Annotated in this window: 14 protein-coding genes and 2 pseudogenes; 6 read left to right on the forward strand and 10 right to left on the reverse strand. The window is 57.9% G+C overall.

The window, feature by feature from the left end:
• Nucleotides 1-92: 92 nt before the first annotated feature.
• Nucleotides 93-2063 carry a hypothetical protein gene (locus tag NKI73_RS15375; protein WP_352631064.1) on the reverse strand — a complete coding sequence of 657 codons (1971 nt, stop codon included), beginning with the start codon at nt 2061-2063 and terminating at the stop codon, nt 93-95.
• Between the two features lie 568 nt (nt 2064-2631).
• Between NKI73_RS15375 and NKI73_RS15380 the strand changes: the two genes are divergently transcribed.
• Nucleotides 2632-3546 (forward strand): ATP-dependent DNA ligase, encoded by a 915-nt coding sequence (locus NKI73_RS15380; protein ID WP_352631066.1) that lies wholly within the window; start codon nt 2632-2634, stop codon nt 3544-3546.
• Nucleotides 3547-3630: 84 nt separating this feature from the next.
• Here the strand turns inward: NKI73_RS15380 and NKI73_RS15385 are convergent.
• Nucleotides 3631-3744, reverse strand: a pseudogene (locus tag NKI73_RS15385) (SOS response-associated peptidase); the annotation flags it as partial.
• A gap of 9 nt (nt 3745-3753) precedes the next feature.
• Nucleotides 3754-3987 carry a hypothetical protein gene (locus tag NKI73_RS15390; RefSeq protein WP_352631068.1) on the reverse strand — a complete coding sequence of 78 codons (234 nt, stop codon included), beginning with the start codon at nt 3985-3987 and terminating at the stop codon, nt 3754-3756.
• Nucleotides 3988-4332: 345 nt separating this feature from the next.
• Between NKI73_RS15390 and NKI73_RS15395 the strand changes: the two genes are divergently transcribed.
• Entirely contained in the window at nt 4333-4590 is a 258-nt protein-coding gene (locus tag NKI73_RS15395) for a hypothetical protein (protein WP_352631070.1), read from the forward strand.
• A 68-nt stretch (nt 4591-4658) separates the two neighbouring features.
• Here the strand turns inward: NKI73_RS15395 and NKI73_RS15400 are convergent.
• From NKI73_RS15400 to NKI73_RS15425, 6 genes and pseudogenes are all read right to left on the reverse strand, one after another.
• A pseudogene (locus NKI73_RS15400) lies at nt 4659-4950 on the reverse strand (hypothetical protein).
• A gap of 35 nt (nt 4951-4985) precedes the next feature.
• Entirely contained in the window at nt 4986-5453 is a 468-nt protein-coding gene (locus tag NKI73_RS15405; RefSeq protein WP_352631072.1) for a Ros/MucR family transcriptional regulator, read from the reverse strand.
• 311 nt (nt 5454-5764) lie between these two features.
• Nucleotides 5765-5965, reverse strand: a complete 201-nt coding sequence (locus NKI73_RS15410) for a hypothetical protein (RefSeq protein WP_352631073.1) — start codon at nt 5963-5965, stop codon at nt 5765-5767.
• Between the two features lie 45 nt (nt 5966-6010).
• Nucleotides 6011-6217, reverse strand: coding sequence for a hypothetical protein (locus NKI73_RS15415; RefSeq protein ID WP_352631075.1), 207 nt, complete (start codon nt 6215-6217; stop codon nt 6011-6013).
• A 6-nt stretch (nt 6218-6223) separates the two neighbouring features.
• Nucleotides 6224-8674, reverse strand: coding sequence for a relaxase/mobilization nuclease domain-containing protein (locus NKI73_RS15420; protein ID WP_352631077.1), 2451 nt, complete (start codon nt 8672-8674; stop codon nt 6224-6226).
• A gap of 3 nt (nt 8675-8677) precedes the next feature.
• The gene (locus NKI73_RS15425) at nt 8678-9079 is read right to left on the reverse strand and encodes a MobC family plasmid mobilization relaxosome protein (protein ID WP_352631079.1); all 402 of its coding nucleotides are present in this window, start codon (nt 9077-9079) and stop codon (nt 8678-8680) included.
• Nucleotides 9080-9759: 680 nt separating this feature from the next.
• Here NKI73_RS15425 and NKI73_RS15430 point away from each other — a divergent pair.
• From NKI73_RS15430 to NKI73_RS15445, 4 genes are all read left to right on the forward strand, one after another.
• Complete coding sequence (locus NKI73_RS15430) at nt 9760-10473, forward strand: ParA family protein (protein ID WP_199202458.1); 714 nt, start codon at nt 9760-9762, stop codon at nt 10471-10473.
• A complete protein-coding gene (locus NKI73_RS15435; RefSeq protein WP_352631081.1) occupies nt 10466-10906 on the forward strand; it encodes a hypothetical protein in 441 nt (146 codons plus the stop codon). Before NKI73_RS15430 ends, NKI73_RS15435 begins: the two co-directional genes overlap by 8 nt.
• Before the next feature lie 30 nt (nt 10907-10936).
• On the forward strand, nt 10937-11302 hold the full coding sequence (locus NKI73_RS15440; protein WP_352631083.1) for a hypothetical protein: 366 nt from the start codon (nt 10937-10939) through the stop codon (nt 11300-11302).
• A 269-nt stretch (nt 11303-11571) separates the two neighbouring features.
• The gene (locus NKI73_RS15445; RefSeq protein WP_352631084.1) at nt 11572-12081 is read left to right on the forward strand and encodes a helix-turn-helix domain-containing protein; all 510 of its coding nucleotides are present in this window, start codon (nt 11572-11574) and stop codon (nt 12079-12081) included.
• A 260-nt stretch (nt 12082-12341) separates the two neighbouring features.
• On the opposite strand, the gene NKI73_RS15450 is transcribed toward NKI73_RS15445, so the two are convergent.
• Entirely contained in the window at nt 12342-15371 is a 3030-nt protein-coding gene (locus tag NKI73_RS15450; protein ID WP_352631086.1) for a type III restriction-modification system endonuclease, read from the reverse strand.
• Nucleotide 15372: the final 1 nt, after the last annotated feature.

Raw genomic sequence — 15372 nt, forward strand, 5'->3', positions numbered from 1 at the left:
ACTAGCCCGCGCCCATCCCTGCCTTGCCGCGTAAGATCCGAGCTTGGGAAACGTCACAGACTTTTGTAGTAGCTGTCCAACTTTGTTGGTGGTCATCTTAAACGAATGTCGCACTGCATAAGCCGCGCGAACATAACCGCGGCAATTCGGCAAGGATCTGACACAGTCTCTTTGAGGTTCGACATCGAGATTTCTCCGCCACCACACATCCTTGAAAGGGTGATTAGAGCACCAAGGGTAATGGAAACCTCGTCCTCTGGGTTACTCGTCCAAGGCTGTAGCGGAATCCCATTGATCATTGCTTTGGAGATGTCTCCATTTTTAGCAAAGACCTGCAATCTGGGTGAAGCACCCATGGGATAGTTAGCTTTGTATTCAATTGTCGCAGCGAGATTTTCCAGACTGCACGAGCGATTAAGGGCGTCACAGTTTAGTTCCCAATCAGTCGAGGCAACCTTCTCACCCACATTGAATTCATCTGCGTGAAAACAGAGGCTCTCATCGGACGGATAAGTTGTCTTCATATCGAATTCTTCCCCATCAATTCGGAGACTGCCTATGAATCCTTTACCGTCGTCGGATCTTCTCAGCGAGAACCCACCCTTTGTGGAGCTAACCGCGATCCACAGACAGTCGAGAAACACTCTTTGGTGTCCATTTTTTTGCTTTCCAGAGTCTGCCGAAAACTGACAGTCATTCTGGTCAATGGTCCAACCGTTGAGCAGCAGATCGACCTTGTACCGGCTGAGATTGCCGGCGTCAGTGTTGTCTACAAATCGTCCAGCCATCCCAAGTCGGCCTCCCTCCCAAGGGCCAACGTACAGGGCCGAATAGTCGGTATCCCTGGCTTGCAAGACCCCTGGGCCTTCGAATGTGGTTTTGAATGGGCCGATATAGACATGAGGTCCATTTTCTTCTCCCACTTGACCAAGATATTCGCCGCCATTGTATATCGTTCCTATTCCATCATTGGACAGGCCTTTTGAATTGAGTATAAGCCCTGTGAATTCCATCCGACATTCGCCGTCGGCGACGTTTTCCTGTTCGAAGGTGCCTTTACAGGTGGACCGACATCCCGCTGAGTGTAGGCATTCATTTTCATCAGCCATTAGCTTGCCTACGCCAGCTGGTCTGTTGTCTTTGACTTGTCCCGAAAAAATCCAGCGGGGAACGATGCTGTACTTCTTTGCGAGCATATCTCGATAACTGACCCGCTCATATGTTAGCTTGGCTGCGCCATTGAGTTTTCCGTTACACCCGATATCACCAGTATAGTAGATCAGATACCCGGGGAACAATGGCTGCTCATCCAGAAGAGTTTCGTCAGCGGCCACCCCAGAGCACTTAATTACTGGCTCTGACCTCACACCTTGTTGATATGCAACAATGCGAGCTTCATAAACAGATCCACGAGGTAGGCCAGTTATCTGGTAAGATCCGGATTGTACTTGTACGTCAGGAGCGAGTACCCGAAATTCGGGCTCTCCTTTTTTTCTAAGGGCGATTTCAATTGTAGTGTTGTCACTAACGTTCGGGTCCCAACTGACTGTCTTGCTGACAACTTGAGGCCCTAGGCCAACCACATCTGATCGATAGCGAGCAAACCTGTCTTGGACGTCTGCTTTGGGCTCATCCGCCAACGCTGTGGCAATCCAGCTGATCGACGTCGATGAGAAATTCACGTCCTTCGGTTGTTCGACCTTAAAGCCGGGTCGGAACCAGCTGTTTAGCGCCGGTGGTTTGCCAGTGGGGATGTAATACAGGATCGTAATGAAGAGTATGGCGACTGCAGTGAGAACTGTTGAAAGCAACGTGTTGCCGACGACGCGCCAGAAGGGCGTTTTTGATCTCGCGATTCTGTCAAACCCCAATACGATGAAAAATAAGCCGGCTGTCAGAACGATATTGATTACGAACGCGCTATTGGATGCATTGAAGTAGCTTGCCCCGGTCGCGGCCACGAACAAGAAAGCGAGGGCCCCATACGCAATAGATGCGATCGAACGCGGCGTACGTCGGGAAATGATGCGTCCCTTTGGGATCTGGATATCAGGATCACCCATGCATGCTCCCCTTCATGTTGCTGCCTACAAGGGATGGGCAGTTTCCAGGGCCAGCAAGCCACTTAGGGTTCCGCCGCCAGCCAAGATAGCAGATGCCCTGCCACTGTGCTTTAGCCTGCTGGATGTCCCACTTCTGTGCCGGTGGACGTCGCCCCACGTCGCCTCTCCCTGGGCCACAATGCTTCCATTGCCGACGTAAGTCCAGCTGGCGGCTTGACAAGGGAGATCAAATCGCGAACAGAAAAATGGATAGTCTAGCGCCGGCCTGTCCGGGAATCTCTAATGAACCCGACAATAGCCCCGCTCATCGGTGACAAGGTTGTCGCCGCCCACCGGCCACGGACCACATCGTTAGCGAACCGTGCCAGATTGGACCGTGGCTGCGTGGCCATTTCGCGCGTTTCCGCTGAGCCTATACCAGCTGCTTTCAAGACGCCGCCCATTGCGTGCTAATTTAATAAAATGATCATGTTCCGTTCCCCTAGCCGCCAGATCGTGCGGGCCTAGACTCGATCCTGTGCCTAAACAAGTGAGTGCCGGCACTGGCCGGTTAGCGTTCATTTCACCGATGTTGCCGACCCTGGTTGCGAAGCCTCCCGAGGGGGATAACTGGATTCACGAGGTCAAGCTCGACGGCTACCGCTCGCAGATCGTCATCAACGGCCCGGATGTTCGCATCTACACCAGGCGGGGCCTCGACTGGTCTGAAAAATATCGCGACCTGGTCGAAGCCGCGAAGGCGCTCGATGTCGAGACGGCGATCGTCGATGGTGAAACGATCGTCACCAACGATGCCGGCCTTCCGGATTTCGCCGCGCTTCGGCGAGCAATCACGCGACGACAGCATGACCTCTACTTCGTCGCCTTCGATCTGCTGCACCTCAACGGCCACGATCTGCGCGACCTCGGCGTCGAGGAGCGGCGCGAGATCCTGCTCGGTCTGATCCAGCCCGACAGCCGCATCCAGTTCAGCGAGACGATGCCGGGCGGCGACGCCAATGCGATCTTCTATCTGGTCGACCAGGCGGGGCTTGAGGGCATAGTGTCGAAGCGACTTGGCAGCAAATGTCGCAGCGGCAACACGGCGGCATGGCTGAAGACCAAAAGCTATACCGTGAGCGACCTCGAATTGCTCGGCGTCGAGCGGGAGAGGGGCAAGCCCGCCTTCGCCCTCATGGGAGAGCCAGGCACCCGCAAGTATGTCGGCTCCGCTTTCATCACGCTGAACCGTGAAATGCGGGAACGGCTGTGGAAGCGCGTTCAGGAGCACGCCGGGCCGGCCCCTAAGGGGGTGAAGCGGCAGGCGACAACGTGGGTCAAGCCGGGTCCGAAGGGCCACGTCAAGCACCTACGGGGCGAAGACAAGTTGCGCCACGCATCGCTGCAGGATTCCGGGAGGAGAATTAAGCGGTTTGGCCGTTGTTGCTGCGCGTCCAGGAACATGCCGGGCCAGCACCCAACAAATGGGTCAAGCCGGGGCTGATCGGCCGCATCCAGCACCTGCGCGGCGAGGAAGACCTGCGGCAGGCCTCGACGCAGGGTTTCCACGAAGAGGATTAGCGGCAAATTGGTTGGGATAGATATCGATCGACGGGTCAAGATTGCCGATGATGTCCCGCAAGGCGCGAGTCAACTGGCGAATGGCCTCCTGGCTGGTGGCAATGTTGTAGAGATTGCACATGCCGTTGCCTCAGGTGCGCAGGATCTCGGGGACGCTCATCGGCCCGAGATCGAGAATTCTCTTGTACTCGCCCGACCGGCGCCAGACACCACGTGCCTTGCCGTTTTCCCGGTCGCGCCTTGGATCGAACATCACGCCGGCGAAGTGGTCAAGGAACGCTTGTGCGGACGCCTGGTCGGCGAAGCAGTAGAGGCGCCAGTTTTCATACTTCTGGTCCGGCCATATCGCCTGCACCTGTCTCACCAATGGGCTCAGTCCGCGGTTTTGGCAAAACGTGCGGATCAACGCGAAGCTGTGTCCTGTGCACAGGTCATCCGGCAGAGCCACCTAATAAGGCCATTCCCGATCGATCCTGGCAGGCGAGGGACCTCGGCTGCGCATCGGTGTCAGCGTAGTGTCGGCTCATCGGTCGACTTCTCAAGCGCGTCGATGGCATCGTGAACGGCCACGCGAAATCTCCTCAAGTGAAGCATCCTTGATGCGCAAAAGCAGGTCCATCTGTGCCTCCTGTTGCTATCCGGCCAACAGTGAACAAAATGGGAACAAAATGTCAAGCGAGGCCTTGACGACGGAGGAATATGTTCCTCATTGACAGGCATGCCTGAACAACCAGAAAAATGGCCACGAGGTGCCCCATGGACGTTGATGCATGCTCACAACGCGGGGCAGGTGGCCCGTATTTGCTGCGGCCACTGCAACATTAAGCGCTTCTATAAGCCGCTGGAGCTTCGGGAGGTCATTGGCAATGTCACCATTGAGCAGGTGCGGGCAAAAGTCCGCTGCGAAAAATGCGGTCGCAAGGAATCAATGAGCGCTGAACTGTTCCATCCTGTCGGTCAGGAATAGGTGACGGTCCGTTTCCGCCGCTTGGTCGAAATCAGATGGGAACGGCGGGTTATCTGGAGAGACGAAAGCTAAGCGCTCCCGTCCGTTTCGCCGTCCTCATCGATTTCGCGCACCGGCAGATAGGCGTTGGTTTCGAGCCACTCGCGCAAGATGACTTGAATTAAGTATGATCTGCCGACTTTCATTTCGGCAGCAATCGAGTTGAGCGCAATCCTCGGTTGCCGGTTCCAGCGGCACGCCTGTCACGTTTCTGAGCATCAATGCAGCTCGACGCAATATAATCTGCAGATCCGCACGTGACATGTCCCCGATGCGATCGGCCGCGCTTTCAAGCTCTACGGCAATAGATTGACGCGTCATCGCATCGAGCCCGCTTGCCTGAGGCAGGGTCTTCTTTAGGCCTTCACCCGCTTGGCTGGTGCCTTCTTGGCTGGCGCCTTCTTGGCGGGCATTTTTGCGCCCGCCTTGCGACCAAGTCCGCTTGACTTCGCCAGCTCTGACCGTTGTGCGGCGTAGCTTGGTGCCACCATAGGGTAGTCCCGCGCCAACCCCCACTTGGCTCGATACTCGTCAGGCGTCATGCCAAGCAAGCCCAAGTGCCGTTTCATCGACTTGAACTTGCGCCCATCTTCCAAGGAAATGATATGGTCGGGAAACACAGATTTTTTCGGATTGACCGCCGGGGTTTGTGTTGGCTGCTCAACTACAGCTGGCTTGACTAGGCTAACGAGAGCGGAATTCACCGAAGAAATAAGGTCGGGCAGGCCTGCTACGGGTACTGCGTTATTTTGGACAAACGCCGCGACAATATCCGCGGTCAATTCCATCAATTCCGCGTTCTGACGATTGTTCTCTTCGGTCATTCATCAACTCCTATTGCTATTCCGCTTTCGTATGGCGGAAAGTCGGATCGCGCAAGAAGCAGGTCCACAGAACGGAATACTCGGGATCATCGGCCGGCAGCTGCGGTTTAAGGCAGAGTCTTGAAAACTTCCGCACCTGGAACTGTACACGCCTACATTGCTAGACGGCACGCCTTCGTTCCGGCAAAGCTGCGAATCGCGGGGCCACTGGCAATCCGCAGGTCGGCGGGTTCAGGCAATGCTCATCGAAAGATGGGCCGCCGACTTTCCTTTTGGCTGTAAGCTCGGCGGGTTGTCGCTCTCAATTGCCGTCACAAATTGATCAGCGGGACGTGGCGACGCGGATGACTGTCATACGCGCCATGACGTTTATATGCTGCCCAAGCCTCGGCGGGCACTGCCGATTGCGCGCGGACTAGCCAGTCCGCGCGCTCAGCCTCGGTAAGTGAATTCCACCACTGCATACCGGCCATTTCGTCAGCAGTCGGATCCCGGTTCGGTTCGTCTGCCATTTTCTTATCCTTGCATAAGACTTGAGCGCCAGGGGCCCGCAACTATCAGAACGGCCAAAAGCCGGTCAAAAAAGCCAGCATCTCGCCGCCCCACTGCATGAAGCTTTGGTACCAGCCAGACACCGTTTCATAAGCAACCTGCAGTGCACCTAGGAAGAAAACGAAACAGATGACGATAGCAAATACCTTGCCAAACCCCTCGTCACCCTTCGGGTCGCTGCTCTGGTAAACGTAATCCTGTCGATTAAACATGATCCTCTAACGGTCCCGGTCGTCGCGGTCGCGTTCCCTTCTTTCTAGTTCCTCGCGCTCCAACTCCTCGAGGCGAGGAATATGCTGTTGCGCCGGATCAGTCCGCGTTGTCTCGCCGCCGCGTTGTGCGGCCTCCTTGTCCCTGTTTAACTTATCCTGCAGCCGATTTGTAGCATCTACGGTCGACGCCAGTTCGTGAGCCTGCTCGGCCGGTTCGTCCGGCGGGCGCTCGGCCTCCCCGGGGCGAGGATCTCGCTGCTGTTCGGTCACGGCATCGACATTTGCAAGGGTTTTGCTCTGCTCTTCTGCCGGCCTCTCTTGGGTCTGCTCTGCCGCCTCGATAGCGCGCTTAAGCTCCGGATCTTTCTCGGCTACCTCGCGCATATAGGTGTTGCCCTGGACGGCAAGCTCCGCCGCGCGAGCCAGTCCGCGCTCAATATCAGCTCGGAATACCCTTGGATCGTTGGAAAGCTCACCGGCCACAATCCTATCCAAACCCTCGCGACCGGTTTCGATGTCCATAAGAAGGTCATTTGCCGCCTCGACAACCGCCTCACCGTGTTTGGCGACTGCCGCATCCCACTGGTCATTCGCATCGTCTCGACGCTTCCGGCTTTCGTCTCGCTCGGTCACAGTTCCCTGCTCCGCCTGTGCCTGGCCCTTCATCTCGTAAAGTTCCATCAGCTCGCGCCGGCCGTTCACATGCTCGCGGGCGACAGACGCGACGTCATCAAAGTCTTCTCGCTCGCTCGGACCGACGCTCCGCTCCAGCCGGAACAAGGCGGTCTCGACCTTCTTTTCATATGCTTCAAACTCTGCTCGTGTTGTCTCGCGCATTTCCTGGCCCTCCAAAACGACTTTCTGCAAGGTTACCAGATTGGCGCGGAATTTTGATCCGAAATCTGCATGGACGACATTTGCGCTCGCTTCCGCCTGACCTGCCGAAAGGCTTGCTGTCAAATGATCCCTCTGCTGTTCTGCATAAGCGACAATACGCCGATCGCCGCTGGCGAGCGCAATCTTCTCCCAACTCTGCGTTGCCTTTATGGCATACTCTCGGCTTCTCTCAGCCTTCGCCAGACTGCGCCGTCCGCGCCGCTTGGCATCGTACCGTCCCTGTGCCGCCTCACTGGTCCCGACGTGCTCGGTCCGCCCTTCCCTGCTCACCGGCCTCACCTGATTGCGGGTAAAGGCGGGCGGACTGGCGAACTCGCGACGATCGGTCATCTCCATCGCTATTCCCTGCGCCCGGGCCATCTGGGCCATTGTGGCCCGCCACTCGCGAAACACCTGAGGGGTCGTCTCGATCCGATCACCCGATTCCGATCGCATGGTGATGATCGCGTGCGCATGGACATGTGGCCGCTTGCCTCCATCCCCTTCTTCCTTCGGATCATTGGCCGGATCATGCATGGCAAACACGTAGCGATGACCGGCGAACTGCTCGGCAAGGAAGTCGCGTGCAGCGTTTTCAAACGCCTCGACATTCGTGCCGGCCCGGGCTGACATGATCAGGTGCATTACGTCGCGGCCTTTGCGGCTGTGCAGATCACTGCGCCATTCCTTTTGCACCAGATCGCCAGCTTGTTTTTCGTCACCAACGGTTTGGCCGCGGTCGTCGCGAACGTTACCGTCATGACGTTCGACCAGGCTCCGCAATTTGCTGGCGCCATACTCGACACCATTGCCGTAGCCCTGGAACGAGAACCGAGCAGCCACACCCTGCGCGGCCGCGCTGGCTTCGTATCGCGCCTGAATGATGCTGGCGGACTTGTCGTCGCCAGTTAGCCGCTCCCCCTGCCCGCTTCTGAGCACGACCGCACCTTGAACCGTCAGCGCGCCGTCGGCCTGGTGCGTGACAGCGTAAGCGTAGCGGCGATCGCCGAATGCGCTCGTCAAACTATGCCTGACCAGCTCATGCATCGCCTCATCTGACGAAACCGCCGCAGTCGCAATCTCTACGGTGAAGCTGCCGATATCGCGGCTCTCTGCGCGGTTCTGGAACAGATGGTTCCAGTCTCCCCGCAACCGCGCCAGATCCTCGCGACTGCTGATGCGCTCGCCGTTCTCGTTCTCGACGGCGAGTTCGCCGCCGCGCGACACATAATTCAGCATCGCCCCTACCCTCGCGCCGCCGCCATAGGATGCCATTTTGACAACCGCGGGCTGGCCGCCCTGGGCCACCGCCGCTAGCCGCGCTTCTATTGGACGGGACGCTTCCGCTGCCCGCTTCTCGGCCGCGAAGATCGGCCTGGCGGCCGCCCGCTGCATTTTCGGCAGGCTGCCACCGCCGCCACCAGCACCACCGCCGCCGCCTAACCCGGCCATCGCTTTCAATCGACGCTTCATTTCGTCTTCGGCCGACGAACGGCGTTTTGGCCCAAGCGATAGCTCATGCAGCAACGCCGCGCGCCGCTGCTCCCATTCGCTCGTGAAGGCGCCGAAGAAGATCTCCACCCCTTACCCCTCCCCTCGCCGCTTATAGCCGGCGCGCTTCGCCAGCGATCGCAACTCCGTCATAACGGCTGCTTGGACGCGCTGCACGTTGCCAAGATTGATGTCGAGCTCGCTCGGGTGAACGCTCTTGCCGCTGTTTATTGATCGCGCCACCTGGTTCAGGTTCACGCCGATCGCGCGCATGTCCTCCAGCAGCAGCGCCATGACGAGCCGATCATCCTTAGTCAGGATCGGTCGGACGCCGGCGCCTTCGAGGATCAGCGACCGGAAAAATCCGGAAACCGTCATGTCGGCCGCCTTGGCAGCCTTTTCGATCGCCGCATATTCGTCCGCGCCGACGCGGGCATGCACCATTCGACCCTTCCGGTCCGGCTCGAGCCGGACCTCGAATTTCGCGTCGTCCATTGGCCTGGCCCCTCTCTGGCGCTTGCGGCAGGCATCGAGGGCTTTGTTCCTCGATCGTCGGGAAAAATGTCGCACATTTTTCCGTATCCTGCCACCTTTAACAGATGTGAAATAAAATCCCATAAAACCAACTGAGGCCCACTCGACTTTATCGCGACCCTGCCACCTTTAACAGATGTGAAATAAAATCCCATAAAACCAACTGAGGCCCACTCGACTTTATCGCGACCCTGAGCAGGGCCTTCGCCCCTGCTCAGCAAACGTTAAAACGCTCTCCGGGGTTCACCTCCAGGACCGCTTTGTCGCGCGGATCCGGGGTTCACCACAAAGGGAGCGGCAAGGCCTGCGGCGGCGCTGACGGTCTCTTGGCCAAATGAGGGAAAATTGCGTCGACTGGCGAGGGCTCCAGGGTTTGCTCAACGCTAGCGCGTGCACCATTCCAGTTTCACACGACTTGTTCACACGATGTTGTCACATGATGCCATTACGTTACGATGTGAACGTAAGGTGTGATTGAAGTATCACACCTTACGATGGTGAGGCGTGATCGCATCGTGTAAAAACGCCATGCGAACGCAAGCATTCACTTCGTTTGGAAATGCAGTTGCCCAACAGGATGCATGAGCGTGGCGACGGTCCGCCGCGTTCGGCTTTGGGGGGCGTCAAAAGATGGATCAGACATGCCTCGAAGAATTTGCGCGATCAGCGGAAAAGGCGGCGCCGGGAAGACGACGGCCATTATCCTCGTCGCCGGCGAGTACGCTATTCAGGGAAAGAAGGTTCTTCTGATCGACGCCGATCCGCGCCAGAACCTCGCCGAATGGTGGAAGCGATGTGAGGCCAAGGACAATCTTCCGGCCAACATCGAGCTGCACAGCGCGGCAACGCAGCGAAGCATTGAAACCGTGCTGGCCGACCAAGACGGCGTCTATGACGTAATCCTGATGGACTCACCGGGCATCGACAGCGTTATCCGCGATACGATCATCCGCAACTCCGACCTGGTGTTGACGCCAATTCAGCCGAACCAGGATGAAATTAAGGCGGCCGGCGAAGCCGCCACCATCACGGCGGATATTGGCGACAGGGAGGGGCGCACTATTCCCCACGTCAACGTGGTGACGCGCATCGCCCTTCCGGGCCGCGTGCTCGAGGCTTACAGGCTGATCCGTCCGTTCATCGCCAATCTTCGCGACAATGGCTATGAATCGACGCTGATGGATACCGAGCTCACCGAAAGAAATTGCTACCGCGAAATCCGTAACGGCCTCGGCACTTTGCAGATGCTTGAGCTGACCGACCCCGTCATGAAGGGTCGCGCGGAGATTGCGGCGTTTGTGGCCGAGCTCGATCGCCATCTCGCGGCAAACCGGGAAAAGGTGGGAAATGTCTAAACCAGGCAAACTGTCCGTCTCTGACTTTCCGATCGCTCCGCGACGGCCGAAGCCAGCCATATCCAAAGCCGCAATGAAACCAGCCTCTGTGTCGGTAGGGGCAGAGGTGCGAACGGCTGCAAGGGAACCAGCAGCGGCGCTGGTTTCAGAAACGGATGTGACAAGGGAACGGCCGCGGCGCAGTCTGCCAAACCCGAGCGGTGAAGAGCGCAAGAGCAAAGCGATCGAACGTGCTCTGTCTCAGGAGGAAGGGCGTTATCGCCTGCGCGACCTGAAGCGAGCGCACGAGCGGGAAGCCAAGCACTACGTCAATTGCCCCCTGGACTACGACATGAAGATGCGACTGCAAAAGGCCGCCTTCGACAACGACATCAAGATGACGGTGATTATAAAGGCGGCCATCGACCAGTTTCTCCGAGACAACGGCTATTGATCCGTGGGCGGCCGAAGCTTCCTGCTCGGGATGACGATCGGTATCCTTATTGGCATCTACGCCGCACCGTTCGTCGGTAGCCAAGGCTTCGACTTTGGTGAAGGCTCAAAGGCCGCTTCCCTATTGAACGGACTTAGGGAATCCGCTCTCGGTGCGGCCATCCGGCCGTCTGACGAAACTGCCAAAGGCGAGCTGTTTCGCTTATCCAATTGGGATATCTCAATGCACGGGACCGGATCGACGGTTACCGTGAAGCGATGTATTAGTCTCGGCAAAGATTCTATCGCGTGCGAACTCTTGGCGCATCTGGGGTGGGTCGATGGGGAAAAACTTGTCGAAGCTGTGTTCGAGGGCGAACCGGGTACTTGGCGAATGGTTGCAGCCAGGGCGCGCTGATTTTCTCTCAGTGGGCTGTGCCTATCCCCGCGCCAGCTCAAGGGCGTTATGAATGCAGGCTTCCGCCAGAAAGAACCATGCAAGGCGAGCGCAACACGGCCCTGATGGTCGTTTATTGCGAGTAGCGGAAAGCGCTGTCCTCACTCCCCGCTTCTGGAAAATCGCTGTGCAAGGAAGTGCCGGGGCGTACTTGGGTCAATCCCGTTTTGAATGTTTGATTGAGGTCGTCGCCCTGCCCGCGACTGGAAAAAGGCAAGAAGGGAGAGGACGTGGCTAAGGATATGGACGCTTATAAAAACAAAATGGAATTGGTTGAGACGATCGATCCCGAGATCGACAAGCCTATTTTCCGCCGTCCGGGGTTCGAAGGCATCAAAACCCTAGGCGAGATCGATGAAAGAATTGCCACCTTCATCCGCAAGGCGCGCGAGGACAAGGTTCTGACCCGCGCGGAGCTTGCTCCCTTGCTTGGCCTTTCGATGCAGGTTTATGGCCGCTATGAACGTGCCTTCTCAAAAATGCACGTAACTAGGATGATCCACCTGTGCGAGATCCTCGGATTCATGCCGATGGAAATGCTGTTCAGCGCTGCCCCGCATCTATGGGGCGGCACGCCGGAGGAAGCGCGCGACAGCATGGAACTAGCACAACAGGTCGTGTCCCTGCCGCACGGCACCAAGCGCGATCTGCTGGCCCTGGTCAAGAAAATGGTAGCCCTGGAGCGTGCCGCAGACGGAGCGGCGGTGGGAACGCAAAAGGGAGAAGAAGGACGCCTTTAGGCGCCTCGCGCTGCGATGAGTGGCGCCGGGCGGGAGCATCACCGCGAGGCATTAATAGGGCCACGCCTTAAGCATCGACCTTCTTCAGGTCCGAGAGCCGCACAAGGCCGTTTTGGCTGCGTAGTGTCAGTGTCTCATCCCTACTTTGCGCCTGGGCGATCCCCGAAATAACGTGATCGGCGGTGTCGTAGATCGTACGCTGCCCGGCATCCTCGATGACTAGTCGCCGCGTGTCGGGATAGATCGCGTATGCCAGTCAGTCAACAACGCTCCATCAGGTCGTCGATCTTCGTTGCCTTGATATAGCGGGCCGGGTTCGGATCGATCTCAAGCGCCTTGAAGTGAGCCTCGCCACACATGATCTTCGCCGCTTCGTTATCGCGAAGATCGTCGGTGAACAAACTGCCCTTCGTCTCGATCACGAAATAGAGACGCTCCTCGCCGCTGACCTCCACCAGCACCGCCCAATCGGGATTGTACGTACCCAGCGGCGTCGGCACTTTGAACCACGCCGGAAGCTTGGCGTAGATTTTCACCGACTCGTTCTTTTCGAGCTGCTCCGCGAACGTCCGTTCCACGCCGCCGGAATCATAGACAACGTGCTCGAAGACTGACTTCGTTGCGTCCTTGAGCATGTTCCTCAGATAGCCCGTTAGCTCTTCCTGCTGGAAAAGTTCCTGAGCGTAGTAGTGCTCGTCACCGATCCGCTGGTATTTGATCCCATCGACCAACGCCAACCGCTTGGTGCGGTTGATCACTTCACCCGCGATCTCGATGAAGGCCTGCGGATTGCGCTTGAAGTCCTTCAACCGCCCGCACTCGATGAGGATGCGGACAAGGCTCTTGCGCGTGAGTTGGGTGCGATCCTGGAGATCGGTGAGCACGTCGGGCAACGCGATGTCACCCTCCTCGATCGTGACGATCATCCCGCTGTTCTTGTCGCGCTCCGTGGCTTCAACGCCACCCTGGCCGATGGAAAGATCGGCCTTCCTGATCCGGACACGCGCCTTGGAAACCGGCGGGCCGTTGGCGATTGCCTTGGCGCAGTCGGCGATCAGCTTTTCATTGTCGAAGTGAACGCGATAGGTCGTCTTGTGCTTGATGCGATCCCAAAGCGCCTGGAACTCCGCGCTTTCCAGAATGGCCTGCCGTGTTTTGACGACGACGCGCTCGTCGGCGTTCTTGATATCGAGCTTGCCGGCGACCTTCTTCAGCAGCTCGCGAACCGCCGCAACATGCCCTTCGAGTTCTTTCGGCAAAGCGAAAGTGCCGTCCTTGAGCGCCGCGCGCAACGTGTCCTGAACCTTACCCTTCGGGTCAACGAAACCTTGCGTCTTCAAGTGCTCGAAGATCGCGGCGGATACGTCGAATCCCAGCATGCCCGTTGAGCCATCAGCCTTCGCCACTGGAATGGCGGCGAACTGGTGCTTCTCGACAATCCCGAACTTAATGCCGGTGTCCCTCTCGATCTCTTTTTGCAGGTTCTCGGCGAACTCCTCGTAACTTTCGGTGGCGACGACGGTCAGCGTATTGACCTGGAACCCGCGTAACCGCTCGCCTTGCTGATTGACGCAGAGGCGCAGGCCTCGGCCAATCGTCTGGCGACGCTCGCGTTCCGTGCCCATCTCGCGGAGCGCGCATATCTGGAAGACGTTCGGATTGTCCCAGCCCTCCTTGAGGGCCGAGTGGGAGAAGATGAACTTAAGCTTGGTCTCGAAGCCCAGCAGCTTCTCCTTGTCCTTCATGATCAGGTTGTAGGCGCGTTCGGCGTTGTCCCGGCCTGCCTGGTTATTGTCGGCCGTATCGATCCAGCGCCGCGCCTTGTCGATCGAGAAGTAGCCATCATGAACCTCCTCGGCTTCCGAGGTGAGATCGACCTCCTTAAACAGGCTCACGAACTCCGGGAGCTTCGCTGCGCGGCGGTACTCTTCCTCGAAGATTCGGGCGTATTTGCCCTTCGTCGGATTGCCGTCCTCGTCATACGACCGGTAGTGCTCGACGGCATCGATGAAGAAGAGGCTCAACACCTTGATGCCAAGCGGCGCGAGGCGTTTCTCTTTTTCCAGATGCTCCTGGATCGTGCGGCGGATCATCAGTCGCTTCATGGCGTCCGCGTCTACATCGCCAACCGCCTCGCCGGGTGAGAGGAAGGTTTCGCCACCCGGAAGCTTTACTTCCAGGAGCTGGCTGTCCTTCGCGGCGCGGATCTCGCCGATCCGGCAATCGGCATACACGGCACGCTTTGTCAGTTCCTGAAGATCGTCGCCGTCCTGAACGACCACCTCTTTGCGACGCACCGCCTTGCCATCCTGAACGTCAATCTCGACGCGCGCCGTCACTGGTCCCTTGCCGTTGCTGGCCGAAACAAAGCGCACATATGTATTGTTGTACCCGCCCTCGACCTCCATCGACGCAACTTCGATCTGCTTAACAAGCTTGCGCTCATAGGCATCGACCGCATCGAGGCGAAATACCATGTGGTGCTTGTCGACATGGGTGGCCGAATAGCGAAGCGTGCAGAGCGGGTTCATCTCCGCGAGAGCCGAACGCCCGCGGCCTTCAAGACCACCATCAACGCTTTGCGGCTCATCCACGATCAGGATCGGCCGTGTGGCGCGGATCAAGTCGATCGGGCGCTCGCCACCGGTCTTCTCGCTGTCCTTATAGAGGTTGTTCACGTCCTTCTTGTTGATTGCGCCGACCGTCACCACCATGATCTGAATGTTCGGGCTGGTCGCGAAATTGCGTACCTGCCCCAGCTTGCCGGAATCGTAGAGGAAATAATCGAAGGGCTGGCCGGAATAGAGGCCCTTGAAGTGCTCTTCGGTGATCTGAAGCGTCTTGTAGACGCCCTCCTTGATCGCGACCGAAGGCACGACGATCACGAACTTGGTGAAGCCGTAGCGCCGGTTCAGCTCGAAAATGGTGCGCACATAGACGTATGTTTTGCCTGTGCCGGTCTCCATCTCGACTGTGAAGTCGCCGGAGGTGAGCGCCGTTGACGGCGCGAGGCCATTGCGAAGCTGGATGTCGTTCAGATTTCGGATGATCTCGTCATCGAGCAGCGTCAGGCGGTTGCCGATGCCGAGTTCGCTTTCAACCAGGCCTAGTTCGCCTTGCGCGCCCAGGAAGCCGCCAAGATCGAGGCTGCCTTGCCCGGTGCGTTCGGCCAGCGGGCGGCGCGTCACCGTGAATTCGGTGCGGTTGATCTCCTGGCCGCGGAACAAATCAGCGACGGACTCGATCGCCAGCTTCTGGTAGTCGAGATCGGGTTCGAAATGCAGTTTCATC

Origin of the sequence: Mesorhizobium sp. M0496 (assembly GCF_040321205.1) — a bacterium.
Taxonomy (GTDB): domain Bacteria; phylum Pseudomonadota; class Alphaproteobacteria; order Rhizobiales; family Rhizobiaceae; genus Mesorhizobium.